The organism is Ruminiclostridium josui JCM 17888, from assembly GCF_000526495.1.
GTDB lineage: Bacteria > Bacillota > Clostridia > Acetivibrionales > DSM-1351 > Ruminiclostridium > Ruminiclostridium josui.
Genome location: NZ_JAGE01000002.1, coordinates 148,964 through 171,694, shown reverse-complemented (window position 1 = coordinate 171,694; position 22,731 = coordinate 148,964). Strand labels below are relative to the sequence as shown.

Here is a 22,731-nt window from a genome sequence, read left to right as displayed (position 1 = left end):
TGAATTTTGCTTTCGACTCCTACTTAGCTGTTGAGCCTTTTTATATAATCAAATCCTACCTTCCAAAGATTGTCACTTAATACTTTTTTAAGAGAATCTATAAAATAATCTATTTGCTCTTTAGTAATAATTAAGCTTGGAGTTATTAGTAACTGGCTTGAATCATGAGGAGGAGTATTAAGCAAGATATTATAGTCCTTCAGCATTGATGTCATTACTGAACCTGTTACAAATTTCTCAACTAACTCGCTTCCAGTACTTGAAAAGAACTTCAATATTTTTTCAGCTCTACTATGAAACTTTATACAAGTAAGCAGTCCAATTCCCCTTGCATCAGCTACAATATCTGGAAATTCCCGTTTTACTTCTAAAAGCCCCTTTAATAGGTAGTCTCCCATTTCTTTTGAGTTTTCCACCAGTTTTTCATCTTTTATAATATGAAGTACCTCTATTGCAGCAGCAACCTCTTCTCCGTAGCCGTTATATGTAGTTGAATGCAGAGTTGCTTCATTTAGCTTGGAATATGCTTTGTTAAAAATTCTGGGTCTGGTAATAAACCCTGCAAATGTTGCTTTACCACCTCCAAATGCTTTGGAAAAAGAAACGATATCCGGGCATATCTCCTGATGTTCAAAAGCAAACCATTTACCAGTTCTACCGAATCCGGTATATATCTCGTCCATTATAAGAACAATATCATATTTATCACAGAGCCTTCTAACTTCTTTAAAATACTCCTTATCAGGAACTACAACCCCTTCTGTTCTTATGGCTTCCACAATAAAAGTGCCTATCTTTGTAGAATTTCTCCCTGTTTTATTCTCCTCAATGACTCGTTTAAAATCATCTATGTCTCCATATTTCACCATTATGCAATTTTCAATCTTATTAAAATAATGATTCTGATTTTTTTCAGAGCCGGATACAGTAAGTGTTGCATGAGTCTTTCCATGAAATGAAATATCTGTGAATACTATATTTTTTCTTGACGTTCCACTGTATTTCTCTGCAAGTTTCAATGCACCTTCATTTGCTTCTGCACCACTATTACAAAAGAAAACAACTTCCAAATCTTCAGGAAAAATAAGTGATAGATTGTGACATAGTACTCCTTGATAAGGTGATGGAAAAAATTTCCACGTCTCTAATCGTCTTTCTTCAGCCCATTTTTTCCTTGCTTCAATAATTCTTGGGTGGTTGTGTCCAGCAACCAATACACCCACATGTCCTGTCATATCAAGGATTTTCCTGCCATCATTCAGGGTTATGTACATTCCGCTGGCTTCTACCGGAATAGCATCTGCAAATCCTAATAGAGCAAGAGTTTTCCCTAGATTATTCCCTATATGCTTTTTAAATAGTCTCAGGTTTTCTTTCTCACTCATTTTGTGTCCATCTTCAATTGTTAATAGCTTTAGTTCTTTATCATCCTTCATATGTAACTCCCCCCAATTTTTAGTTGCCGTTTATATTAAGCTTTTGAAATCAATTAAAAAAAGTACTTTGCAAATTTCAATATTCCCTGGTTCCAAACAACATTATTGCTTGCCCCAGGTTTATTACCAATATTATTTTTGTTTTCAAGATACCAACGATAATTTCTTACCAAAGAATCCTTATTGGAATACTTGGGCTTATAACCTAGCTTTTTTTCTGCCTTTTCAATAGAAACATAGTAGTTTCTGTTGAGTTTGAGATAAAGCCTTTTGTAAAAAGGTGAAAGCTTTAACTTTTCAAGAATATTCAGAATAAAGAACATTGGTTTTGCAGGAAAACATATTATCTTTTTATTAAAACCTGCAGCATCAAGTACAGATTGGTAATCATCCTTTATAGTTGAAAACTCTTTTGCTCCGATGTTAAAAAGGTCATTAGCATTGCTAGCATCTACTGACATAGCCAAATAAATTGCCTGACACAAGTCCTCCACATCCAATAATTGGTATCTGTTTTTCCCAGGACCCAACATTGGAAAGTTTCTTCCTTCACTTGCCCATTCATAAAGTATACCGAATGTTCCAAGTCTTTCAGGTCCTAAAAATGATCTTGGACGAAGCACGCTGACACAGTGACCTTTTGATCTCCAATGGTCACAAAGTCTTTCTGTCTCTATCTTGCTCCTGTTGTATGGGTCATAGGGCTTAACTTCATCTGTTTCATATATTGGAGCCTTTTCAGGTACTCCATATACGGAGGTGGATGATATGTAAACAAACCTTTCTACATTTCCTTTAGTAAATGCACATTCCAATAAATTAGCTGTACCGTTTATAATTATGTCGTATATCTGAGATTCTTCATATGAAGGAGATGCTCCGGCACAATGAACCACAATATCAATACCACCTATAACCTTTTCTATATCTTCTTTTCTTCTTATATCACCTTTATATGCTTGGAAGTTTGAAAATTCAGAATTATTCTGATTTATGTCAAAGAGAATGAGTTCGTAATTTTCCTTTCCGTTTTTATGTAAATACTTAACCAGATTTCTGCCCAAAACCCCGTTATTTCCGGTTATAAGAACTTTCTTTTTCATTTGCTTACCTCTCATAAGAATATTTTTTACGAAATTTGCTGCTAAATATCATGCTTAAAGCACCTCTGACAAATCCCCAAAAAGCAACAGCCGTAATTATCCAATGAAATACTATAAATATCAGAGTAAAAAAGAATCCTTTTTCCTTATATACAAACCTGTATTGTCCAAAATCTGAAAATACAAAAGCCAGAACACAAGCCAAAAATAAAGCTGCAAAATACAGGCTGAATATTGTAGCTGGAATCGCCAACGTACTTAAACCTACAGCTAACATGCCAAGGCCTCTCAAAGGGGTTTCAAACCCTTTTGTAAGTTTCTTCCTGTGCAAATAGAAAGGTATCCTTTGAATAGCTCTGATATGCATTTTTCTTGCAAGAGTTTTCAGTCTCTCTTCGTCGTCATGACAACCTACCACCTTATCGGTAAGTAATAGACGGTATTTTTCATTAAGTCGGTTACCAAATTCAATCTCTTCCGTATTACTGAGATTAACGTTAAATCCTTTCAGTTCTTGGAATACTGATTTTTTTACAGCTCCCAATGAGAAGAAACCCGCCGTTACATAACCTACGGAAGTTATCCTCCAATAGTGTCCTTGAAGGGTTCGATAATCTTTCGCCCAACCTCCCTTAAACAGTGGGTCCTTTGAATAAATTCCGCATACAGAACCAAGGGACGTATCCTTTTCAAATTCTTTCAATGTGTTTTCAATTGCATCCTTATACAAAGCAACGTCACTATCTAGAAAAAACAAAATGTCTCCGGAGGCATATTCAGCCCCAAGGTTTCTTGCCGCCGCTACGCCTCCGTTTTTAGGTGTTTTGAATATTTTACATGGATATTTCTTAGCTATTTCTATGGAATTATCTGTACTGCCGTCATCTACAAATATAATTTCAAAATTCTTATATGTCTGATTCATCAGTGCTTCAAAACACTTTGGCAAAGTCTTCTCATAATTATAGTTAGGTATAATGACTGAAACTAAAGGTTTGCTATTCATCTTTTCTCCTTTCACTATTGAAGACTACTTCAATATTTAATATGAGTTTTTATATTTTTAAGGTATTTAAATTTTATGATAAATAAAAACACACCAACTAGCGTCAACTGAGTAATCAGTAATGATATTAACTCTCCGGTTATGCCCCATGCTCTTGTTAATACAATACTTATCAATATTAGCACCGGCATAGGCAAACCTAATACATTCATGCAAAGTAAAGCTCCTTTTTTACCCTCGACAGTAAATACTGAATTAAATACATAATACAGAAAATGGAAACCCAAACTTACCGAAATAAGCAGTATATATATCCAATTGATTTTATAATCCCTTCCATATAATAAAAGCATAAATATACTAAGAGCCATGTTGGCAATTATAGCAATTGGAAGCATAATAGGTATAAGAGACTTAATCCTTTTATAAATTTTCATAGTATCCATCCGAACAATAGTCGGCAAAAATACTACTGCAAATATCTCATGAAACATAAGGTTAAAAAAGTTTTTAACATTTACCTGATAAAGGGAATATATACCTACATCATAATCCGAACAGAAATGATTAACGATATATAGGTCACTGTTGAACATGATGTAAGATAAAGCACCGCTGACCATATTAATTGCTCCATATTTATATGCCCTTTTTGAAATATCCATTGAAAATCTAAACTTTTTTATATTTATAGTTTTTAAAGACCATATTATCGCAACAAACTGGTTAATAATTAACCCATAAACAAAATAAAGATAATTTTTCAAAACAAGACTTGAAATCAACGTAAATGTGAAAAATATTAGTGAACTTACCATCTTAATAATTCCCAAGGTTAAAAACTGTTTTCTTGATCTTAAAATTGCCTCGGTAATCATTGAATAGTTTATTGTCACAGCCATAATCACAGTTAATAATAACTGTATTCCAGAAAACCCTAATGCCTTGTTAATTGCTGGATGAAACAAACCATATATAATTACTGATATCACTGTTAAAACTAAACTCCAAACACCAATTGAGCCCAGAAGTATCTCAGTTTCTTCTTCATTCTTACAGTCAGGCAAAAATTTTATAACTGAAATGTTTATACCAAAACACATTGGAATATAAAGAAGATAAGCAGTATTTTGAATCAGTGTGACATTTCCTACTGAAACTGCTCCAAGATACCTTGCTGCCAAGACCAAACCAATAACACTTAAAACTGCAGATGTAAATCTGAAAATAAAAACAATACCTAAATTCTCAATAAATGCTCGTATTTCACTGTTGCGAAGTAATTTGACGGATTTTCCCTTAACGTTTTCTATTATTTCTTTTGTAAATGTCATTGTTTCGTCCTTTTCCTTAAATTATACTTATTGTACTAGGCTAAACTGTTTGTCAGTAATTTTGCCGAAATGTATATAACTCCCCACACCAATATAGCCAAAACTATCGGTCTGTCTTTTAGTAATACCATTTCAGGACTTTCGCCTAAGCCGGCTTTATCTGTAAGATACTGATACCTGAAAATTCCATATACTACTATAGGAATTGTTAGAATAGTATACTTTACCTTTACTTCATACAAAGTGTGGAAAGAATAAGATATTACAGTACAGGCTGTCAGCATCGGAATTATTTCATTAATTAATCCAATAGAATATTCGCCAAGATTTTTTCTATGTTTTTTAGAATCCACTTCCAGTGTAATTAATTCCTTTTTTCGTTTATTAATTCCAAGATATAATGAAAGAAAAGCGATACTTAATAATAACCAGAACGAATTTTTTCCATTAACTAATACTATTCCTGATAAAGTCCTAAGAACAAAACCAAAAGAAATAATTAATAAATCAATAAAAACAAAATCTTTCAGTTTCATACAATATGCTAAATTCATAAGAAAATATACGCATATAATTATTCCAAAGTATTTGTTAAGAATAAAGGAAAGTACTACAGTACCAGGACAGATTATATAAAAAATCGCCAAAGCAATCTTGACTTTTATTTTGCCTGAAGCCAGAGGTCTGAACCTTTTTACTGGATGCAGCATATCCTTTTCTAAATCAATTATGTCATTAATAATATATACTGAACTTGAAATTCCGCAAAATAAAAAGAAAGCAAGGATTAGTTTAGCTACCTGAACTAGTTCAGGTAAACCTGACGGAAACAGTACCCCTGAAAACACAAAAATATTTTTCGACCATTGCCTTACACGTATTAATTTTGCAAAGCAAATCACAATGTCTGTAAAACTCTTTTTTTCTTCAGTTACGTTCAAAGTGCTTTCTTGCCTCATATCATTTCCATCTTTCTATAAAAAATCTGATATTTTTATCTTTTGTTACAAATTATATCATAATATGCAATAAATACCACTGTATTATGCTCTAGTAACCTCCAGCTTTATTTACTGACTAGATTATAATACAGTGGTATTTCCATCTATAACTCAACATCATCCACGGATATAATTCCATATTTAAGTGCTTTCATTAAAGCTTGCACACAGCTTTCAACATTTAATTTCCTGAAAATATTTGTTTTATGATACCGTACAGTTCCAAGACTTATACCCAGTTCCATTGCAATGCATTTGTCAGTACAGCCATGGGCAAGTATTTTTAAAATCTTTATTTGACTATCAGTTAGCTTAACGTCGGTGTTATTTACTTTTATTCTTTTTTTGTATTCATCGAAGATTTTATAAGACAGGAGCCTGACTATTATAGCTATATCTTGATTAATGCAATTCTCTTGGGAAAGTATACTTATACACCCCAGATTTTCATTTTTCGTCATAATTGGCGCAGTAAACATATACCACTTCCTAAGAAAATCACAGTAGTTGTTTTCAGGAAGCATATAACAACAAGTGTTAAGTCTCATTGCCAAATCTATAGAGTTTGTACCGCTTATTAACTCATCAAAACTTGTTCCTGTTTGTATTAGTGATTTCTGTGCATGGGATAGGAGTTTTTTGTTTCCGAAAAGCTTAAGAGCGACTTTGTTAACATCTGATAATATAAAAAAAGACATTTATCAATATTTTCACTTTCTATATTATCCAATGCTTCTTCAAAAACTGATATAAAGATTTTGTTTTTATCCAACATCTTCTTTATTTCTTTTACTTCATAATTAAAAATAGGTACATTTTGCTGTGGTAGAAGATTATTTTCTATACACCTTCTCCATGATGATAATATTTCATCTTTTAGCTGATAATCTTTCATTACATAACCTCCCAAGAAATTAGTTAATTTATATTAAGTCAAAAAATAACGGCAGAAGTTTACAATCGCAACCTATTTCCAAATTATGTGAAATTTTTTAAGTGAATTCATTATGGAAATTTTAGAATTTTATTCGGTTAGGATGAGCCTTATTTCCAAGAGCTTATTATATTATCCTCTTGCAAAGTGCTAGTTTCGGACTTATGGGTTGGGTTAATATGAATTCTATCGAAATTTGCAATGGGATATAATTTTCTTTTTCATATATCTCCAGTAAATAAATCTCAATTCAAAAATTTTAATACTATTCGTATTATTACTAATTCTATACAATATTTGTAAATATATCAACTTATTGATTTGTTATAAAATTCAAGCAAAATAAAAAGGCAATAGCGAAAGTGATATAAAAATTAGCTGCTTATGCCTTTTGGTTAACTTATTAATTTTATAAAAATAGCTGGATAATAGTTATAGCATCAATACAATCAATTCTGAGCGAAGCATTCGGTTTACTCGTGTTAGTTTTTTGATAGTTACCGTTAAAATTTCGTATCATTTTCAGCGATTTTTATTATAATAAAAAAACCACCTAAATATTGAAATAGGTGATTTTCTTGGAGCTGGTAAGCGGAATCGAACCGCTGACCTGCTGATTACGAATTAGAATATTCCATTTTGATGTATTTCGGTCTGTTCAGAATTATCCAGTAATATCGCGCTTTGCGGGGTTTTCATCACGATGTAAAAAATTCTATTTCGGGCTGTTTTGGTGTTTATAAGCACCAAATAAGCACCAAGAATAAGCACCAGATCCCGGGGTGTTTCCCCTTCTTGGAGCTCATGATCTGAGGCGTCCTGTGGGTGTTCGGACGGGGTCGTGAAGCGTTGCACCATCACCCTCGCTTGAAACGATGGTGTTGGCAGCCGGATCCCCGAGCTGGCGGCCATGGGCCAAAGAAAAGGGCGGGCCCTCGGTGTATGAGGTGCCCGCTCTTGGTCTTGGTGCTCATTGTGGCTCGTTCCGCTGCCGCTCTGCCTGCCAGCGCTCGAAGTCAGCCCGGACGGCCGGATCCTCGAAGGCTCTGGCTGTGGCCTTGAGTACCGTGCGAGCCAGAAGGTCAATCTCATGCTTGGGTATCAGGTCGACCTTGATTTTCTGGCAATCGCATCGGCCTCCGAGGGTGTTGTCGATGCCACAAATGGGACAGATCACGTGCAAGGTCTTGCTCATGCGCTTCCTCCTTCCTGTGGGCCGGCAGGTCGACCGCCGGCACCCACGGCCCTGAAGGGCCTGTCTTATTTTACCACAAACTAGAGAGGAGCAGTCCACCAGTTCGAGGAGGCTGCGCCTGTCTTGCTGGCTATTTGCCCGAGATTTCTGCCCACAGCTTCGAGGCGTAGGCAAAGCCCTCGATAAAGCCCTGCGTCTTTGCGTTGCCCATAGCGCACTTCACGGCACTGTCGATGTCCCTCTCGGTCATGGTCTCTTTGCCAGATATGCCGGCCGTAAAGACGGCGACGGCTTCATCGTACGCAGCGTCAAAGATGCTCTGGTCGAAGGTCTTGGATGCCTCTGTGTTTGAATACTCGTAATAAAGCTCGATTAAGTTGTTGAACATGGTTTTTCCTCCTTTGATTTTGTCCGGCCTGTGGCCGGTATCTTTTCATACTTCTGCTTATCTTCTGTTGACGGAAATATCACCTGCCGCGGTGTTATTCATGACAATGCTCGAATTACTGACGTTGTTGGCAATGGCTACGCTGCCGCTGATACTATTAGCCACTATGCCGTTGTTAAAGAGTACGACGTGCCCACCCATTCCGACCGAGTTGGAGAGCTGGCCAGCTGCCATACTCAACATGAAGGCCGCCAGCTTCGGAACGGTGGTACCGAGCCGAGCTGCTGCTGTTTGTACGCCTGCCCACTCGTCAGGTGTTAGCTGGACGGTGAGCCGGTGAGACCGCTGGATCGTTTGAATTGCTTTACCGTCCTGCATCGAATCCCTCCTTGCTTGTTTTTGACTGGTCGCGGGCTGATGGCCTTATCGCGCGGCCATCCCTTCCCAGTACGGCCTCAGTAGGTCGCCGATCACGTCGCGGTAGCTGCTGGCGTGTGTTAGGCAGTTGTTTGATGGCCTGAACTCGAAGCCGTGCCGGACTGAGTCTTTAACCGCTTTTTCGTACTCTGCCTGTTCCTCTTGCGTGCGTGTGCTGTATTCGTGCAGCAAGCGGACGAGAGTGGCGTCTTTGACTATGTTGCCAGCATTTTGAACTAATGCGGCTCGGATGTTTTCGACATAGCCCTTGGAGAAAATGGCGAGATCGGTGATGAACTCGTCGGACATTTCCGCGGGAGTTGCCGGCTTTTGAATGGCAGCGAGCTCGGCCTTCAGGGTAGCGACTTCGTTTTCAAGCTTCTCCATAGCTTCCTTATGGGTGATGATCCCCTTGTAAATCCGCTCAATGCCTGCCATGTCGTGCGCCTTGTAGAAGTCAGCGATCTGCTGCTTGTTGCTGAAAAATTCGCTATTCATGTAAACATACTCGATGCGCTCATAGCACTCGGGGGCGGTGGTTATACCGACCAGCTTGTCAAATTCGTGTTTTTCCATGGTATTGCTCCTTTCGTTTCGGCCGGCCATGTGGTCGACGCACTTGATTTGCTGTCCTCTTGAGTATGATTATAAAGGTTTTCCTTTATAATGTCAAGGTTATTCTTAAAGGTTATCCTGTATATTATCAATGGTTGGTTTATAATATACAGAATTTCCTTGACGCATGGATAAATATAGCCTATACTGTAGACAGAGGTGATAATGATGACGAATGCACAAAAAATCAAGATGGCCATTGCATACAAAGGGAAAAGCGAGGCATGGCTGGCTAAAGAGATCGGAACGACGCCGCAGGCGTTTAACCAACGGATGAAAACAGATAAATTCTCTACTTCTGAGCTTGAAAATATCGCCAAAGCGTTGGGGGCTGTGTATTCTGCGGCGTTTGAATTTCCAGATGGTACTAAAATATAGGAAGCGCAGAAGGGCGTCGCTTCAACCGACTCCCATAGTAATCATAACAAGAGGGCGGGCACCCCACACTGGGGCCCCGCTCTTTTTTCATCTTGCTGCTGCGTACGCTGGACGTCGTGCGGACGTCCTGCCGATGTCAGACGGATGTCCAGAGAACTGAAGCATCCAGAACACAAAAGGCCCGTCCGGGGCTTCTCCTCGGGCGGGTTCTGCTTTATTTACCGTCTTGTTGGCGCCAACAGGTCGGAGCCCGGAGCCGTGAGCTCCAGCCTCCCCATCAGTATTCGCTCGGGAATAGGATCGTCGTGACGCTCCGATCCCATTCGGTGATGATCCAGATTGTGCCTCTACTGGTCGGGTATGCGGCCAGCACCCTCTCGCCGACCTTGACCGCCTGATCGTTCTGCTCACTGTCCTCGGGGCAGAGGTCGCCCCAGTCGTTCCGCTGGTATCGATCGAAGGCAGCCGAGATCTCCCGGGCGAACATCGGATCGCTCTCCATTTCATCGGCCACCCCCCTTGTGGCCACCAGCCTGCCGTACTCCATGTGCTCGTCCCCCTCTGCTTCGATGTTTGAGTCCATAGTACCGCGGCGGCCGGCCGGTAGTGAAGGCGTACCGGGTGGGTGATCTGTGCCTTCCATCCTCCGGCTGGTGAGTCGGTTCGGCCTCCGATCCGAGTGTGATGGCGTCAATATCGACGTCACTCGAGGAGAGAGGAGGTAGACCATGATCATCGCTACCCAGTACACCATCGAATACGACGAGCCCCGCGGCGCTTATCGACTCCGTGGCCAGAAGGCGCCCTTGTGCCCGGACTGCGGCCTGCTGCTCTCCGGGTATGATACGAGGCGGCGCCATGTGATTGACGGTACCGGGGTAGCCCGCTGGTTCCTGCTGCGGCGTCTCCGCTGCCCGAGCTGCGGCAAGCTCCACCTTGAGGCCCCGGACATCATGCAGCCCAAAAAGCATTATGAGGCCGCACTAATTGACGACGTGCTGGCCGGCCGATCGGAGAGCTGCCCGGCAGACGACTCGACGATCCGGCGCTGGCGTGTCGGAAAACACCCACCCGGTTCGCCTGTCCACGATGACGCCGGGGCGGTATGCTCTTTACATACCGAAGTAAACCAAAGTAAAGGAGGAGACTGATGAAGAAAAAGCATATTTTAATCGCTGCCGCGGCCTTATGCGCCGTAGCCGCCATCGCTGGGGCGGGTGCTATCGGCTTTCACCTTGGCCAGCAGACGGCCATTACAGCCCCAGCCTCTGTGGAGACGGTTCTCGCACAGGCTCAGGATGTGGGTTCTATTGCGATCCCCGGCTTTGACCGCATGACCATAAAGGCAGGCCAGACCGCTCAAGAGGTCACACTCTACAATCCAGAGAAAAATGAGTGCTATTTTGTCCTGACCATGTACCTGCCGGACGGCTCAGAGATCTATCACTCCTCGAAGCTGGCCCCAGGCGAGAAGCTGGAGTCGTTCGAGCTGGAGCGGCCGCTGGCAGCCGGAACATACGAAGGCGCGACGCTGCGTTACGCCTGTTACGACTTTGAGGATCTGGATCCTCTGAACGGAGCCGATATAAAATTTAAATTGGAGGTAGAGCCATGAAAAAAAGAGCTTTTTCCCTTGTCCTTGCTGTCGTCATGCTTTGCAGCATATTCCCATTAACGGCCTCGGCCGAAAATGCGGACTCGGCAAGCCTTGACCTGAGCTATACCGTCGAGCCGTCGGCTGAGCCTGAGCCACCGGCTGAGCCCGATCCGGCCCCTAGTGAGTCTGATCCGCTGGCCGGCCCCTATATGGTCAACATACCCTCGAGCGTTGGACTGAATTATGAGCATGACATTGTTTTCACGACGCAGAGCAATTATATTGCGGATAATGAGAGGCTGGTCGTCTCGATCGACGCCGCCCGAACATTCGAATACCCCGAGGGACTGTTTTACCTCTACTACAGCGAGGGTGATACTACATACGGCCGCATGGAGTGCGTCCTGAAGCGGGGGGCGTCCTCAGATTTCTCCACGCGCCCTTCGGAAGTGTTGACCGGGCCAGAGGATGCAGTTGTCGCCACGTTCAAAAATGACAGACCGGCAGCCGATACATACGGGTGGCTGGCCTTCGAGCCGATCGTCACAAAAGACAACGTGCCGGGGACATATACCGGCACCATATACTTCAAGATCAGCGTGGTCAGCGAATAACCACTCCGGGCTCGGGGCATCCGGGCCCTTTTCCGTGCTGGTCGCTTTTGGTCGCCGGCGCCGCCATTGTGCCGAAGCTGCCTAACGGCCGCCGGATCCGGCCTTTTTCGCCTGTCTGGAGCGAGTAGGAGAGGCCCGGACAGGGTGCAGGTCATCCAGTCCGCTGCCGTTGGCCTTACTCAGCCGTAGAACGCGACAAAGCCCTCCCCGATGACGGAGAGGGCGATGATGTGAAGCCGGTTGGCTCCCTATATCGTTATGGTGCCCCGGTCGACCGCGTCGAGGACGGCATCGAGGTGCCGAAGGGCGTTGCTGTGGATCCTGAAGGTTTTAGCGAGATATGGGCCTTTAAAGCCTGTATAATCGCCGTTTCCTCCGAATAGGGCGTAGCCAATATCTTCCCACCGTGCCAGATCTAAATATCTGAGGCGCACAACATAGCGCTCGGTTGGGTCAGAGAGCTGGTTCACGAGCTTCTCAACCTTGTCCCGCATTTCTTTTTCCTTGGCCATGCCCTCCTTCACCGTCCGCTCCAACAGGGTCGCTATCATCTGATCGGATGCCGTGGGGGTTTGGAGCGTCATCAATCGCTCCAGCCTTTTGAGTTGCACGTCGTTATCCCTGAGAAGATCCGAAAAGCTGCTGAGAATGGCCTTGGATCGGGGGTCTCGGGTGTTTTCAGTTCTCGCCATTGTTATTTCCTCCTCACTGTGGTATAATTTGGCTAAGTTGCATAGCGGAAAATTGGCGGGCGGTCGGGCCTGCCTTTTTTCTGCCCATTATACCCCAGCCCACAAGTCTGCCCATTTGCTTCTCGTCTTGGCCCGCTGCTCTGCTTCGGCGGTCTTTTTTTCTGCCATGATCAGCTTCTCCACGGTTATCTCCACCGAGCTGCTGCCGGAGTTCTTAAAGCGGGTGAGGTTTCCGTGGTATGCGTATTGGTCGATGATGTCGCGACGCTCTGCCTGAAGCCGGCTGTCCCGAGCGAGCATACGGAGAGCTTTGGTCTCGATCTGCCGGATCCGTCCACTTGAGAGCGACCGCTCAGCGGCCACGGCTTCCATCGTCATATCCTTGTAATACCTGCTGCGGATCACCTGCTCCTCGACGTCCTTCAACTCACGGAGGCATGTCTCGAGCAGCTCGTGAAGCCGCTGCCGCTCCAGATCGTCCTCGACCTCCTCATATGGAAGCAGCGAGCCCGGATCCGCGAGCATATCGGCGAGATCTATGTCCCCATCCTCTCCCCGGGGGGCGTCGATGCTCTCGGCTCTGTTGAGCGCGTCGCCGCTCTGCCATACCCTTGTCTTTGTTATTCTTATTTTTAAGGCTTTTTGCATCTGGCTTTTAATCGAGAGTCGGCAGTATGTCGAAAACGTAAAGCCTGTATCTGGATCGTAGGCTCCGATGGCGTTGAGAAGGGCAAAATAGCACTCCTGTTCCAGATCCTCGAGCGTGACGCCGGTCGAAGCAGCTCGCTCTTGGTATGTGGTGCTGCCGAAAAACATGCGGCGCAGTATAAAGAAAAGCAGGTATTTCACCTGCTCCCATAGCTCGGGCAGCAGCTCACACTCGCCGGCCTTGATCCTGATGGCCAGTTCTTCGTTGGTCATAATGTTCACCTCCTGCTGTCGTTGCATAGCAGGAAGGCAGCGCGCGCCGTGATGCTCACCCTGTCGGCACCTTGGCCGAGGTGTCTGACCGGTGCCCGTGTGAGGCGGCTGCGCTGCGGTTATGTAGTGAGGGGGCGACGGTGTCGGCGTCGCCATACTGGTGGGTGGGCATCAGGCCGTGGGCATGGTGCTCCAGACCAACTCATGGAAGTCCTGCTCCGTGATGTATCCCTTTTCGGCGAGGGCCTCGATCAGCAGGGCGGCCTCTTCCGGCGTGTTCTCTGCGCGGAGCATAAAGGCCAGCGTCTCATTTGCCGGCGCCTGCGACCAGCCGCGGGCCACGGCCTGCTCAAAGAGCTTGAGGAGTGGAGCTATTTTCTCATCGTCCAGCTCGTGCCCATTGTGGTGCTGGCGCTTGAGTCTCATAACTGTGCAGAACAGCGCCTCTTGCCAGTTCCTCGGGACTGCTTCATATGGGATATGCAGCGCCATGAGTACCCGGTGGGCGACGCTGCCTACTTTGACTTTAATCATCTTTTTCTCCTCCTATTCGTTCACCTTTTTCCTGTCGGGCTCGTACCTGTACTCGGCGAGCCTGTTCAGGGCGGCATATACTTCAGTTTGTATGACAACAGAGGCTTCAGCCGCGCTGTGGATGCCTGTGAGTTTGGGAGCGATCACGTCAGGGAGAGTCTCGGCCTCGTGCCTGATCGTTCCCATAAGGTCATCGAAGCCGGCAGCGACCACCTCACTCGGGATCAGGTTGCTCTCGAGTTGCCTGTACTCATGGGCGGCCATATCGGCCTTGCTGCGCTTCAGGTCTGCCTCGGCTTCGAGCTTCACCTCCTCCCACTTGTTGACCTTGGCGGCTTTGCCCTCTGCCTTTTCCGTGAGGTGTTTGATATACCGCTGGATCGTCGGCAGCAGGTCGTATTTATACCCGCCCTGCCGGCTGACGGCATGAATGACACCGTTTCTGGTCAAGGTCTGCACCCACTGGATGCTCACCCCGAAAAGCTGGGCAATCGTGGAGCTGCCAACGAGCTTGGATGTCGTTTTCTCTGACATGATGGCCTCCTTCCTGAGCCTCGTGGGCTCTGTGCTGTGTTTGCTGGCTTAATTCTTGGTATTGTGGCGACTGGATACCGGCCGATAAAGATCGGGGCCGGTTATGCCGCGCCTATGCCGATCGCTGATCGTCTGGTGGTTGATGCCACTGAGCCGGGCCGCCTCGGCGATCGGGACGAGCTGCCCCTCGTACTCGACGAGGGTGTTGTTCCGCTTGTTGAGGTTTTGCTCGGCTGCCGTTATCCACCGGCAGTTCCCGGGGCTATATGGGCCGTCGTTGTCCAGCCGGTCGAGTGACAGATCCTCCCGGTAGCCGTTGGCCAAAGCCCAGTCTCGAAAGGGGATGAACATCTCCCACTCAGAGCAGACCGTGATCCCACGTCCGCCGTAGTCCTTGTAGACCTTACTCCTCTGGTTATGGCAGCGCTGCCGGAGCCCTGTCCATATACGGAAAAGGCGCGTACCCGTGCCATTGTGTATCGTGTTGCGGTCAATAGCGTGCTCGCGGGCCAGATCTCGAAGGAGGCAGCCGCATGACTTTTTTACTCTTGCTCTGAGATCGCACATTTGAACGTTGACCGCCTCTCCGCAGTCGCAGCGGCAGATCACTCGCGCCCGGTGCCTTGTGTCGTAATATATAACGCTCTCGACTGTGAGGCGCCCGAAACGCTGGCCGACCAGTTCCTCGCGTTCCTGATCGAGGATTATCTGCATCCCCTCCCGGAAGCCACGGCGAATTGTCGACTCTATGAAGCGTATCGTCCTCTTTTGCGGTGTTGGTGTGTTTGTCTTAGTCTCCAAAGTTAACCTCCTTTCTGAGCCCCTGTGAGGGCCTGTATTGCTTTTTATTTTGTGGGAAGGTTTACCCCTCCACGGTTATATTTCTCGCCTACGTGGGCTGTATTTTCAGGCTGACACCTATCCGGGACAAAGCAAAGTGCCCAAAAAATTGTCCCTAAAAAATTGATGATTCTTGGGCTCGCCAGCACCACAAAGGGCAAAGGTCGTGTCACAGTACCTTCCAGCGCTTGGACGGTCGCCTGTGCCCGTGTAGGCGCTCCTGCGGCTGCTTTATCGTTTTAGTGCGGCGTTGGTGTTGGGTGTAGGCCTTGGCTTGCTGCGTGGCGTGATGGCCGCTCTGGTGGGGCCCTTCTGCTACGTTACTTGGGTTTAGTTCCGAGCTGCCGCTTCATGTTATGGTCAAACCTTTTCCCGATCTCCTCGTTTAACTTCTCGGTGAGCTTGGGCGCGACGCGCTCACTGGTGATCATCTGAGGCATGGCGATCGTCGTAAACTTCTTGAGGTCGGTGCGGCTCTCACTCATACGCTGGAAGGGGATCCAATTCACGCCGCCCTCCTTGGCGTTCCCTGTCCCCATAAGGATGTTGTGGGAACGCTTGGCGAACGGGCCGCCCGGGGTTCTGGTATTGTAGTACCGACCGATGACCTCGGTCTTGCCCTTGAGGACTTGCTGCTTCAGGGTGTACTTCTTGCCCTTGGGTGGGCTCTTGGGTGTCATGCCAAAGTGGGTGGGTGTCAGCATCCGGCCGGTATAGACGAGGCTCAGGTTCTCCATGGTCTCGCCCTCGACTTTGATGGTGCCGGCCATCTTCTTGGGCTTGCCTGACTCCGCCTTTGAGGGGACTATCTCGGTCTTTTTGATGTTGTAGACCTCGGTCACTATCTGCGCCACCCACCCGGGCCCGCGGCTCTTGGTATCGCTCACCGTGTTCTGCACGGCCTTCTCGGCGCCTACATAGATGCCCTTCAGATCGTCAAATGCCTTGAGGGCTTGCTTGGGCACCTTCCCGCGGAAATAGTTCTTTGTCTTTTCGAGAATTATATCCGGGGCGCCGCCAGTGGCGATACTCTTGAGAGTCTCTAACTTCTCGGAGATCTCCCGTGCCTGCTTTCGGATGGCGGCCTCCAGCTTGCTCTTGATTACGAGCTCGTACTTGATGCCGCCGATGTTTTGCTTTATTTTCATACTGCACCTCCTTGGATGTTCTCACTCTCTCAATGTGGCCAGAGTCTCCCGCTCGTGTTGAAGGCCCACGGGCGGTTGATCTGGTCGGCCTGCCTGCCGAGGCACGTCACCTTCTCGTCAGTAAGAGAGGAGGGATGCCCCGCTCCCGGGGCTGTGGTCTGGCCTGCCTATTAGCGGGCCGCTGCGACGGCGATGACGTCGGCCGTCTCCTTTTGTAGTATGTGATCGGCCTCGGTGGCCGCTATCGCCTCTATGGGTGTTCCTTGTGTGCTGTCCTCGATGACATCGACCAGCGTGTCGGATGCGAGGAGCAGTGTGGGACGTATGCCAGTATGGCTATAATGAGCAAGTGCCCGGTTGAGTATGGTACCATCGCTCCGTATGGCAAGGAGGTAGTCATGCGACACAGCAGTCTCCCGTGTCAGCGTCCACCACACTGTACCGATCGGCTTGATGATGTCGCGGTGCCGACGGTACTGCTCGATCGTCAGAAGGGCCACGCGGTCGACGGACTTCTCTCTGAAGGTGCCATCTGCTGCCTTTAGATCGACCTCCATGCTCAGGATCCTGTTGGCCTGATATCCGGCTGCCATTTCCAGCTCCTCGAGAAATACGATGTTCAAGAATTTGCGGGCGCTGCTGTCGCGCCAGTCAGCCCGATCCTGTCGGTCAAACGCCCTGTACTTGGCGAGGTCTTTCATGAGTACCAATGCCGCCCTGTGGCAGGTTTCAAGAATGATCCACTCGTGCCCGGCGAAGGTGAAGGTCTGGCCTCTGTTTAGATTTATGAGCTTTTCCATGGTTTGCTCGTTCCTTTCATTCCGGCGTGGTGCCGGTTATTTGGTAGCCTGCCCGCCGGCCGGGAGGGAGGTGTGCCGCTCCCGGATCCGGCGGCGGCCTGTGGGTTGTTACTGCTTGCCGGGGTTCTTTAGGCTGTTGTAGAGAGCGCCGGCTTCAATACCAGCCTTTTCCTCCTCGGTCAGCTCGTGCCCCAGCGCTATGCGCCGGAATATTTCAAAGCGGGCCTGCTCGTCGGCAGAAGCGCCGGGCCCGGGTTTCATGGCCAGAAGGGCGGCCTGCTTTTCGTCATCTGTGAGGTTCTGGAACTCTTTGTATGTCAACATTATGCTTTTCCTCCTTTCTGCTTCAGTAACGCACGACCAGCGGGGGTATTCTCGATCCCTCTGATGTTGCCCTTCATGAAGCGCAGCTTGGCATCGTCATCACTGCCGGCGTGGTGGCCGGTTACATCGATCGGGCCGTTGTGCTGCTCCTCGATGCTCACTCGCTTCCGGGCTATGGCATCGGGTACGGACTTGCGCTGCGCCCTGAGCTCAGCGGGGCCCCGGTCTTTGGTTATGAGGTCGGCTATCTCGCCCAAAATGCCGAGGTATGCCGTAGTTGCGTCGCTGTCGGTGTCGATGGCTTTCAGCAGATCCTCATAGGTATCGCTTACAGCCTGATACGCCTCATCGCTCCCGTGGTGATCGGTCAGGGTGCCATCCGTCAGAGCTGCGGCCCGGCGCTCCAGTTTGCTGATCTTCCCGTAGAGAGTGGTCAGCTCGTCGTCGAGCTTGTTGTACTCTTTCTCGTTACCTGCCAGCTTCTCGAGGGCTGTGGCCTTCTTGACAGCTTCCTCCTCGAGCAGCCGCTTCTCCTTCTGGAGCTCGGCCGCCTTGTCGGCTGCGCTGCTGGCCGCGTCCTTGCTCTCGTCCTCGTAGCGTCGGACGGCGTTTTGGTGTTTGGTGGTTGCCTGCTGAAGTGCCTCATGCGGGGCATCGCGGAGGCCGTCCCTGAGCTCCTCGAGCAGCTTCAGGATCGTGGCCTTTTTCTCCTGCGCGGTTTTGATGGTCATGGTCTGGTTTGTCATGGGGTTTACCTTCCTTTCATGTGGGCTGTGCCCGTTTTATGGTGTTCCTGCTTATGGGGTATGGTGTCAGCCAGCAGGATGCTGATACCGTGTCGGTCTGCGCTCGCTTTATGGTCTCATGTCATGGCCAGCGCCCGAACAATCGTCCATGATGGTGAGATAGCGGCCGAGCTTCTCGTTATACCCGACAGCGACCGGGGCGCCACACTCCACACACGTGGCGTCAAATGCGGGATCCGTGATGTTGGTCTGGTATTTGAAGAATTTGCCGCACTCACAGCGTACCTCGACCGCTCTGAGCTCCGGCGGCAGCGGGGTGTATTTCCCACACTCAAAACAGTGATAATGGTCGATGGGCTTGTGTGTGAAAAAGCCCCGGATCAGGCCGCACTTACGGCACTTGACGATCAGGCCGCCGGTATACTGGGGCCGCTCCTTTTTCTTGGCTGGCGTCCGGCTGGGCGCCGTGTCGTTTGTCTGCATTGTCTCATCCTCCTTCGGTTTAATGTATGGCTGCCGGGTTTATCTACCCATGAAGCGGCGTCCCGGGGCCAGCGCGACGGTGTTGCCGCGGTTCCGATCGGGTCGCACGACTGCGGTCTGGCTGGGGGAGCGGATCGTGGTGCCCATGATCGCCGTCCTCTGGCTGGCCTGCTGTTCGTTCCGGCAGTCGCACGACTCTTGAGGATCCAGCGAAGCGTTGCAGATCGGACAAGTCTTATAAAATGCCATGGTATAGCCTCCTCTCATGTGTGATGGTTCTATGTTCGGCCGGCCGTGGGGCTGGTGCAAGACGTCTATCTTCAGCCCGCAGGGCGGGCGTTCTTTTCGTTGTGCTTACTGGACTGATCCGTTCCTGAAGGCCCGCCGGCCATCCCTCTCCAGCTTTCTCCGTCCAGAATAATCACGCGGCACATCTCGTTAAGCCTGTCGATCGTAGCCTCGGCTGTAACGCTGTCCCGGGTCGCCTGCGGCGTCATCCGGGCGATCAGTGCCTTGCTATCGTAGTTGGTGGTGACGATCGTCGGCAGGTATGCCTCATACCGGCCGTTCACGATGTTATAGACCGTTGAGACGGCCCACTCGGTCGGCTGCTCTTTGCCCATGTCGTCGATGACAAGAAGAGGTACGGTCTTGTATAACCTGAGTATGCTGCCCTCGTCGACGTCTCCCTTGGCAAATGTCCGCTTTATACGTTCGAGCAGGTCGATCATGGTCATGCAGATCACGGGGGTGCCTTGCTTTATGAGCTGGTTGGCGATCGCCGCTGCGAGGTGAGTCTTGCCTGTGCCCATCGGGCCCACTATAAAGAGGCCGTTGCGTCCGGGCTCTGGTTGTCCCTGCTTTGGCAGCAGCTCAGCAAATCCCTCGGCGTACCGCTTGGCCGCCCGTGCTGCGCTCTGGTTCTTTGCGGTGATCTGGAAGGTGTCAAACGTCCGGCGAAGGAAGCGTTCACCCATCCCGGACTCGCCGATGATCTTGCGGATCCGCTCGTTGAGCTTCCGATCCTCCTCAGTCCTGCGCTCAGCTTCCTCCTTGGCCAGCCGTTCGGCCTCGGCTTTTTCGTATGCTGCGACGGCCTCCGGGCAGGTGCAGCGCTCCGGGCCTGCTGGCGACCAGTAGACTTTACTGCCGAAGCTGAAGCCCTTGGTGTACCTCATGGCCCCACAGTATTCACATGGGACGGGCTGCGGCGGGTTCATGCCTTCAGCTCGCGGATCGTTGCTCATTATGTAGTGTTCGTCCTCGTCAAGTTGGGCGGTGTCACTCCTCGTCATCCTCTGCAATGTGCCAGCCGTCAAAGTTGAAGGACTGCCGGCTGTTTTGTTCAGTATGCTGCTGATCGGCTCCAGTGCCATATTGTGTGCCTCCTTTCGGTTTATCGCTGTCGTACCGGCCCTCGAGCACTTTGGTAAAGTTGGTCGGTCTCATGATCCAGTCGAAGTCTGCGCTCCAGTTCCGGTCGTTCTGACCTTTTAAGAAGTTGCTGGCTTCGGTCTTTTGGAATAATGTCCTAAAGGTTTCGAGATCCTTGTATGTTTTCCAGCGAGCTGCCACGGCTTTGCGCCTTTGGCCCTCGATATTGATTACTGATGAATAACTCACGCAGATCTCATTGAATAGCTGCCTGATTTTCTCAAATGGAACGCTGTCACGCTTTTGAGAGAGAGACTGCTCTGCCCCAGCTTGCTGGGTATCTTCTGTCTCTATCTCTTTCTCTATCTCTTCTCTATCTCTTATCTTCTCTGTGTTACAAGTCGTTACCGACTCGTTACCATGTAACGCCTCACCGTTACCCAGTAACGCTTTTTGTAACGCTTCGCCCTGTAATTCCGCTGCCTTCCTCTCTCTGAAACGCCTTACTCTCTCAGCGCTTTCGCTCTCTGAGCCTATCAGACCGGCCACCGTTGTGATCTCGTACTTATTGGGGCCGACTTCTCTGATCAGGCCGAACCTGCTCATATATTGCAGCGTGATCCTGACATTGTCCTCGCTTTCATCCAGCTCAAGGGCCAGCTCTCCGGCGAGGTCGTCCTCAATGCCGTCGAAGTATATCAGGCCATCGGTCTTGAGGCTTAAAAGCTGGATCCGCTGGTAAATGATGACGTATGTGTCGCCGCCGGCAATTTTTCTCAGCTTCTTGATCTCCTTCTGATCGTAAAAATCCTCTTTGAGCCTCAGCCAGTAGTATCGCTTTGCCATGAGTCTGCGCCTCCTCCCTGTTTGTTTTCATTGGTGCCGCCTCCTCAAACCTTCACTCGACGGATTGCTCCGAGTGGGGCGGCTTCTTCTTGGGTGTTGCCCTTGGCCAGGTACTCAACAAGCGCGTCATAATTCAGCAAATGGCGTCGGCCGATCTTTACATAAGGGATCGCATCTCTTGTCAAAAGCGATCTGATAAAATTTAGGGTTACCTGTGTCTCTGGATCTTCTTGTTTTAGGAGCTTGAGAGCTTGCTCCGGATATCTCATGCGGGCCATACTCAACACCTCCCCGTAGCAGCTTCCACATTACTGGGGAGCTCGAACAGATCGGTGACAGGACAATCAAGAGCGTCAGCCAGTCTTTTTGCGGTGGCCGGATTTGCTGAAAATCCGCGTTCAAGTCGGCATATAGTTGAGGCGGCCACGCCTGAAACCTTTGCAAGGTCTACGCAGCTCCATCCGCGATTAACACGGGCCTGCTGGAAGTGTTCCAATTTGACTTTTAACATTGTTCATACTCCTTTCCTTGACTGTATGCCAGCTCAGCGTCTGGCTCTGTTCGTTTCGGGCTTTGGCTCCCGGGCAACAATAAAAGCCGCCGGGCTTACCAAATAGACCCATGTTATGGGTTGTATTCGGCAGCTCGACGGCTCAAAGGTTGATTCTATGGTAACCTGTGAGGTTGTCGACCGGTACGGGGGAGCGGCTTATTCAGGCCGCTGCCACTTAGGTGTGATCGCTGGTGGACTTGGTTCCCTGTGCGAGTTTTGAACTCGTCGCACAGTTTCCCGCGCCATTCCTACCCGGGCGATCCCCGGGGGCCTGCCTTCATCAGTGCCGGGAGGCCATTCCCGGCAGACGCCCGGCGTGGGCGTTTCGGCTATATGTAGAGTTGACTTGCTCTGGCCATCTGGAAGTCTATCACCTTGGCTCCGGTTCTGACAGCTGCGGGATGCATCAAGGCTTCATTCTCTTGACCGTGCAATCGGTTGGAAATCAATAACATCATGGCTATGGCCTTGGTTTGGTCGCTTGCCATGCTCCATTCCTTCAGGAGCTCCTCCTTGTTGATCATGACGATCGTGTCTCCCGTGTAATAAAATGGCTTTGATTGCTTTCTCTCTAATCCTGTCGTCAGAGCTGCCTCGCGTCTGAAGGCGGCCCAGTCATTATAATCACGATCAGAGAACTTTCCGATTTCGGCAATGAGTGCCGCAACAAACAGGTGGATGCCGTCATCTCTTAATTCATAGCTGAAGTTTGTGGGGGAGATCTTGACATCACCAACAGAGACGATCCTGTAACGCTCTGGATCTTGCTTTACGGCTCTGGCCAGCATAAATGGCTTCTCGTATTTGAGAGCCGGGAATAACTCGCAGATCTTCGATGGATCACGCCTCTCCGTCATATGTATCGTGATGTTTGGCACTGGTGTCTCGTTAATGAAAATCTGTTTCATGGTGTAGCCC

Annotated in this window: 31 protein-coding genes and 1 other RNA gene; 4 read left to right on the top strand and 28 right to left on the bottom strand. The window is 48.3% G+C overall.

The window, feature by feature from the left end:
- Positions 1-23 precede the first annotated feature (23 nt).
- The 11 genes from K412_RS0117345 to K412_RS0117290 form a co-directional block, all read right to left on the bottom strand.
- Positions 24-1,436: an aspartate aminotransferase family protein gene (locus K412_RS0117345; RefSeq protein ID WP_024834251.1), complete on the bottom strand. Its 1,413-nt coding sequence runs from the start codon at positions 1,434-1,436 to the stop codon at positions 24-26.
- Between the two features lie 53 nt (positions 1,437-1,489).
- The gene (locus K412_RS0117340; protein WP_024834250.1) at positions 1,490-2,539 is read right to left on the bottom strand and encodes an NAD-dependent epimerase/dehydratase family protein; all 1,050 of its coding nucleotides are present in this window, start codon (positions 2,537-2,539) and stop codon (positions 1,490-1,492) included.
- A gap of 4 nt (positions 2,540-2,543) precedes the next feature.
- The gene (locus K412_RS0117335; protein WP_024834249.1) at positions 2,544-3,545 is read right to left on the bottom strand and encodes a glycosyltransferase family 2 protein; all 1,002 of its coding nucleotides are present in this window, start codon (positions 3,543-3,545) and stop codon (positions 2,544-2,546) included.
- Positions 3,546-3,574: 29 nt separating this feature from the next.
- Positions 3,575-4,879: an oligosaccharide flippase family protein gene (locus K412_RS0117330; protein WP_024834248.1), complete on the bottom strand. Its 1,305-nt coding sequence runs from the start codon at positions 4,877-4,879 to the stop codon at positions 3,575-3,577.
- Positions 4,880-4,914: 35 nt separating this feature from the next.
- Positions 4,915-5,838 (bottom strand): decaprenyl-phosphate phosphoribosyltransferase, encoded by a 924-nt coding sequence (locus K412_RS0117325; protein WP_024834247.1) that lies wholly within the window; start codon positions 5,836-5,838, stop codon positions 4,915-4,917.
- Between the two features lie 146 nt (positions 5,839-5,984).
- On the bottom strand, positions 5,985-6,578 hold the full coding sequence (locus K412_RS0117320; RefSeq protein ID WP_024834246.1) for a response regulator transcription factor: 594 nt from the start codon (positions 6,576-6,578) through the stop codon (positions 5,985-5,987).
- A complete protein-coding gene (locus tag K412_RS0117315; protein ID WP_024834245.1) occupies positions 6,488-6,775 on the bottom strand; it encodes a hypothetical protein in 288 nt (95 codons plus the stop codon). The genes K412_RS0117320 and K412_RS0117315 overlap by 91 nt, the downstream gene beginning before the upstream one ends.
- A gap of 1,009 nt (positions 6,776-7,784) precedes the next feature.
- Positions 7,785-8,009 carry a hypothetical protein gene (locus K412_RS22410; protein ID WP_157833850.1) on the bottom strand — a complete coding sequence of 75 codons (225 nt, stop codon included), beginning with the start codon at positions 8,007-8,009 and terminating at the stop codon, positions 7,785-7,787.
- A gap of 130 nt (positions 8,010-8,139) precedes the next feature.
- Positions 8,140-8,397, bottom strand: coding sequence for a hypothetical protein (locus tag K412_RS0117300; protein ID WP_024834242.1), 258 nt, complete (start codon positions 8,395-8,397; stop codon positions 8,140-8,142).
- A gap of 57 nt (positions 8,398-8,454) precedes the next feature.
- The gene (locus K412_RS0117295; RefSeq protein WP_024834241.1) at positions 8,455-8,775 is read right to left on the bottom strand and encodes a hypothetical protein; all 321 of its coding nucleotides are present in this window, start codon (positions 8,773-8,775) and stop codon (positions 8,455-8,457) included.
- 45 nt (positions 8,776-8,820) lie between these two features.
- Positions 8,821-9,390 carry a hypothetical protein gene (locus K412_RS0117290; RefSeq protein WP_024834240.1) on the bottom strand — a complete coding sequence of 190 codons (570 nt, stop codon included), beginning with the start codon at positions 9,388-9,390 and terminating at the stop codon, positions 8,821-8,823.
- Between the two features lie 204 nt (positions 9,391-9,594).
- Here K412_RS0117290 and K412_RS0117285 point away from each other — a divergent pair, with 204 nt between their 5' ends.
- Complete coding sequence (locus K412_RS0117285; RefSeq protein WP_242835726.1) at positions 9,595-9,807, top strand: XRE family transcriptional regulator; 213 nt, start codon at positions 9,595-9,597, stop codon at positions 9,805-9,807.
- A 277-nt stretch (positions 9,808-10,084) separates the two neighbouring features.
- On the opposite strand, the gene K412_RS21995 is transcribed toward K412_RS0117285, so the two are convergent.
- Positions 10,085-10,354 carry a hypothetical protein gene (locus K412_RS21995; RefSeq protein ID WP_054749762.1) on the bottom strand — a complete coding sequence of 90 codons (270 nt, stop codon included), beginning with the start codon at positions 10,352-10,354 and terminating at the stop codon, positions 10,085-10,087.
- Between the two features lie 181 nt (positions 10,355-10,535).
- On the opposite strand from K412_RS21995, the gene K412_RS23095 reads away from it, so the two are divergent.
- The 3 genes from K412_RS23095 to K412_RS0117260 are packed head-to-tail and all read left to right on the top strand — an operon-like array spanning position 10,536 to position 12,018.
- Entirely contained in the window at positions 10,536-10,958 is a 423-nt protein-coding gene (locus K412_RS23095) for a DUF6431 domain-containing protein (protein ID WP_081741817.1), read from the top strand.
- The gene (locus K412_RS21090; RefSeq protein WP_024834235.1) at positions 10,958-11,422 is read left to right on the top strand and encodes a hypothetical protein; all 465 of its coding nucleotides are present in this window, start codon (positions 10,958-10,960) and stop codon (positions 11,420-11,422) included. The genes K412_RS23095 and K412_RS21090 overlap by 1 nt, the downstream gene beginning before the upstream one ends.
- Positions 11,419-12,018 carry a hypothetical protein gene (locus K412_RS0117260; protein ID WP_024834234.1) on the top strand — a complete coding sequence of 200 codons (600 nt, stop codon included), beginning with the start codon at positions 11,419-11,421 and terminating at the stop codon, positions 12,016-12,018. Before K412_RS21090 ends, K412_RS0117260 begins: the two co-directional genes overlap by 4 nt.
- A 248-nt stretch (positions 12,019-12,266) precedes the next feature.
- Here K412_RS0117260 and K412_RS0117255 read toward each other — a convergent pair whose 3' ends face one another.
- The 16 genes from K412_RS0117255 to K412_RS0117190 form a co-directional block, all read right to left on the bottom strand.
- The gene (locus K412_RS0117255) at positions 12,267-12,710 is read right to left on the bottom strand and encodes a hypothetical protein (RefSeq protein WP_024834233.1); all 444 of its coding nucleotides are present in this window, start codon (positions 12,708-12,710) and stop codon (positions 12,267-12,269) included.
- Positions 12,711-12,797: 87 nt separating this feature from the next.
- On the bottom strand, positions 12,798-13,631 hold the full coding sequence (locus tag K412_RS0117250) for a sigma-70 family RNA polymerase sigma factor (protein WP_024834232.1): 834 nt from the start codon (positions 13,629-13,631) through the stop codon (positions 12,798-12,800).
- 171 nt (positions 13,632-13,802) lie between these two features.
- Positions 13,803-14,165, bottom strand: a complete 363-nt coding sequence (locus K412_RS21085; protein WP_034848284.1) for a hypothetical protein — start codon at positions 14,163-14,165, stop codon at positions 13,803-13,805.
- Between the two features lie 12 nt (positions 14,166-14,177).
- Positions 14,178-14,699 (bottom strand): hypothetical protein, encoded by a 522-nt coding sequence (locus K412_RS21080; RefSeq protein ID WP_034848458.1) that lies wholly within the window; start codon positions 14,697-14,699, stop codon positions 14,178-14,180.
- A gap of 48 nt (positions 14,700-14,747) precedes the next feature.
- Complete coding sequence (locus K412_RS22405) at positions 14,748-15,500, bottom strand: hypothetical protein (protein ID WP_024834231.1); 753 nt, start codon at positions 15,498-15,500, stop codon at positions 14,748-14,750.
- Between the two features lie 359 nt (positions 15,501-15,859).
- Positions 15,860-16,687 carry a hypothetical protein gene (locus K412_RS21070; protein WP_024834230.1) on the bottom strand — a complete coding sequence of 276 codons (828 nt, stop codon included), beginning with the start codon at positions 16,685-16,687 and terminating at the stop codon, positions 15,860-15,862.
- 170 nt (positions 16,688-16,857) lie between these two features.
- A complete protein-coding gene (locus K412_RS0117230; protein ID WP_024834229.1) occupies positions 16,858-17,487 on the bottom strand; it encodes a hypothetical protein in 630 nt (209 codons plus the stop codon).
- A gap of 108 nt (positions 17,488-17,595) precedes the next feature.
- Complete coding sequence (locus tag K412_RS0117225) at positions 17,596-17,811, bottom strand: hypothetical protein (protein WP_024834228.1); 216 nt, start codon at positions 17,809-17,811, stop codon at positions 17,596-17,598.
- Positions 17,811-18,557 (bottom strand): hypothetical protein, encoded by a 747-nt coding sequence (locus K412_RS0117220; RefSeq protein WP_024834227.1) that lies wholly within the window; start codon positions 18,555-18,557, stop codon positions 17,811-17,813. Before K412_RS0117220 ends, K412_RS0117225 begins: the two co-directional genes overlap by 1 nt.
- A 108-nt stretch (positions 18,558-18,665) precedes the next feature.
- On the bottom strand, positions 18,666-19,040 hold the full coding sequence (locus tag K412_RS22400) for a hypothetical protein (protein ID WP_157833849.1): 375 nt from the start codon (positions 19,038-19,040) through the stop codon (positions 18,666-18,668).
- A 320-nt stretch (positions 19,041-19,360) separates the two neighbouring features.
- Complete coding sequence (locus K412_RS0117210) at positions 19,361-20,416, bottom strand: ATP-binding protein (protein ID WP_242835725.1); 1,056 nt, start codon at positions 20,414-20,416, stop codon at positions 19,361-19,363.
- Positions 20,322-21,260: a phage replisome organizer N-terminal domain-containing protein gene (locus K412_RS21505; RefSeq protein ID WP_024834224.1), complete on the bottom strand. Its 939-nt coding sequence runs from the start codon at positions 21,258-21,260 to the stop codon at positions 20,322-20,324. The genes K412_RS0117210 and K412_RS21505 overlap by 95 nt, the downstream gene beginning before the upstream one ends.
- Before the next feature lie 44 nt (positions 21,261-21,304).
- Complete coding sequence (locus K412_RS0117200) at positions 21,305-21,538, bottom strand: hypothetical protein (RefSeq protein WP_024834223.1); 234 nt, start codon at positions 21,536-21,538, stop codon at positions 21,305-21,307.
- Positions 21,539-21,540: 2 nt separating this feature from the next.
- Positions 21,541-21,771, bottom strand: a complete 231-nt coding sequence (locus K412_RS23090) for a helix-turn-helix transcriptional regulator (RefSeq protein ID WP_024834222.1) — start codon at positions 21,769-21,771, stop codon at positions 21,541-21,543.
- A gap of 307 nt (positions 21,772-22,078) precedes the next feature.
- Positions 22,079-22,144, bottom strand: an RNA gene (locus K412_RS21985) — hammerhead ribozyme type II.
- Positions 22,143-22,721: a hypothetical protein gene (locus K412_RS0117190; protein WP_024834221.1), complete on the bottom strand. Its 579-nt coding sequence runs from the start codon at positions 22,719-22,721 to the stop codon at positions 22,143-22,145. The genes K412_RS21985 and K412_RS0117190 overlap by 2 nt, the downstream gene beginning before the upstream one ends.
- Between the last annotated feature and the right edge of the window lie 10 nt (positions 22,722-22,731).

Excerpts from the sequence above, each read along its gene's own strand:
- K412_RS0117345 (WP_024834251.1), bottom strand. The coding sequence starts at position 1,436 with ATGAAGGATGATAAAGAACTAAAGCTATTAACAATTGAAGATGGACAC.
- K412_RS0117340 (WP_024834250.1), bottom strand. The coding sequence starts at position 2,539 with ATGAAAAAGAAAGTTCTTATAACCGGAAATAACGGGGTTTTGGGCAGA.
- K412_RS0117335 (WP_024834249.1), bottom strand. The coding sequence starts at position 3,545 with ATGAATAGCAAACCTTTAGTTTCAGTCATTATACCTAACTATAATTAT.
- K412_RS0117330 (WP_024834248.1), bottom strand. The coding sequence starts at position 4,879 with ATGACATTTACAAAAGAAATAATAGAAAACGTTAAGGGAAAATCCGTC.
- K412_RS0117325 (WP_024834247.1), bottom strand. The coding sequence starts at position 5,838 with ATGAGGCAAGAAAGCACTTTGAACGTAACTGAAGAAAAAAAGAGTTTT.
- K412_RS0117320 (WP_024834246.1), bottom strand. The coding sequence starts at position 6,578 with ATGTCTTTTTTTATATTATCAGATGTTAACAAAGTCGCTCTTAAGCTT.
- K412_RS0117315 (WP_024834245.1), bottom strand. The coding sequence starts at position 6,775 with ATGAAAGATTATCAGCTAAAAGATGAAATATTATCATCATGGAGAAGG.
- K412_RS22410 (WP_157833850.1), bottom strand. The coding sequence starts at position 8,009 with ATGAGCAAGACCTTGCACGTGATCTGTCCCATTTGTGGCATCGACAAC.
- K412_RS0117300 (WP_024834242.1), bottom strand. The coding sequence starts at position 8,397 with ATGTTCAACAACTTAATCGAGCTTTATTACGAGTATTCAAACACAGAG.
- K412_RS0117295 (WP_024834241.1), bottom strand. The coding sequence starts at position 8,775 with ATGCAGGACGGTAAAGCAATTCAAACGATCCAGCGGTCTCACCGGCTC.
- K412_RS0117290 (WP_024834240.1), bottom strand. The coding sequence starts at position 9,390 with ATGGAAAAACACGAATTTGACAAGCTGGTCGGTATAACCACCGCCCCC.
- K412_RS0117285 (WP_242835726.1), top strand. The coding sequence starts at position 9,595 with ATGATGACGAATGCACAAAAAATCAAGATGGCCATTGCATACAAAGGG.
- K412_RS21995 (WP_054749762.1), bottom strand. The coding sequence starts at position 10,354 with ATGGAGTACGGCAGGCTGGTGGCCACAAGGGGGGTGGCCGATGAAATG.
- K412_RS23095 (WP_081741817.1), top strand. The coding sequence starts at position 10,536 with ATGATCATCGCTACCCAGTACACCATCGAATACGACGAGCCCCGCGGC.
- K412_RS21090 (WP_024834235.1), top strand. The coding sequence starts at position 10,958 with ATGAAGAAAAAGCATATTTTAATCGCTGCCGCGGCCTTATGCGCCGTA.
- K412_RS0117260 (WP_024834234.1), top strand. The coding sequence starts at position 11,419 with ATGAAAAAAAGAGCTTTTTCCCTTGTCCTTGCTGTCGTCATGCTTTGC.
- K412_RS0117255 (WP_024834233.1), bottom strand. The coding sequence starts at position 12,710 with ATGGCGAGAACTGAAAACACCCGAGACCCCCGATCCAAGGCCATTCTC.
- K412_RS0117250 (WP_024834232.1), bottom strand. The coding sequence starts at position 13,631 with ATGACCAACGAAGAACTGGCCATCAGGATCAAGGCCGGCGAGTGTGAG.
- K412_RS21085 (WP_034848284.1), bottom strand. The coding sequence starts at position 14,165 with ATGATTAAAGTCAAAGTAGGCAGCGTCGCCCACCGGGTACTCATGGCG.
- K412_RS21080 (WP_034848458.1), bottom strand. The coding sequence starts at position 14,699 with ATGTCAGAGAAAACGACATCCAAGCTCGTTGGCAGCTCCACGATTGCC.
- K412_RS21070 (WP_024834230.1), bottom strand. The coding sequence starts at position 16,687 with ATGAAAATAAAGCAAAACATCGGCGGCATCAAGTACGAGCTCGTAATC.
- K412_RS0117230 (WP_024834229.1), bottom strand. The coding sequence starts at position 17,487 with ATGGAAAAGCTCATAAATCTAAACAGAGGCCAGACCTTCACCTTCGCC.
- K412_RS0117225 (WP_024834228.1), bottom strand. The coding sequence starts at position 17,811 with ATGTTGACATACAAAGAGTTCCAGAACCTCACAGATGACGAAAAGCAG.
- K412_RS0117220 (WP_024834227.1), bottom strand. The coding sequence starts at position 18,557 with ATGACAAACCAGACCATGACCATCAAAACCGCGCAGGAGAAAAAGGCC.
- K412_RS22400 (WP_157833849.1), bottom strand. The coding sequence starts at position 19,040 with ATGCAGACAAACGACACGGCGCCCAGCCGGACGCCAGCCAAGAAAAAG.
- K412_RS0117210 (WP_242835725.1), bottom strand. The coding sequence starts at position 20,416 with ATGGCACTGGAGCCGATCAGCAGCATACTGAACAAAACAGCCGGCAGT.
- K412_RS21505 (WP_024834224.1), bottom strand. The coding sequence starts at position 21,260 with ATGGCAAAGCGATACTACTGGCTGAGGCTCAAAGAGGATTTTTACGAT.
- K412_RS0117200 (WP_024834223.1), bottom strand. The coding sequence starts at position 21,538 with ATGGCCCGCATGAGATATCCGGAGCAAGCTCTCAAGCTCCTAAAACAA.
- K412_RS23090 (WP_024834222.1), bottom strand. The coding sequence starts at position 21,771 with ATGTTAAAAGTCAAATTGGAACACTTCCAGCAGGCCCGTGTTAATCGC.
- K412_RS0117190 (WP_024834221.1), bottom strand. The coding sequence starts at position 22,721 with ATGAAACAGATTTTCATTAACGAGACACCAGTGCCAAACATCACGATA.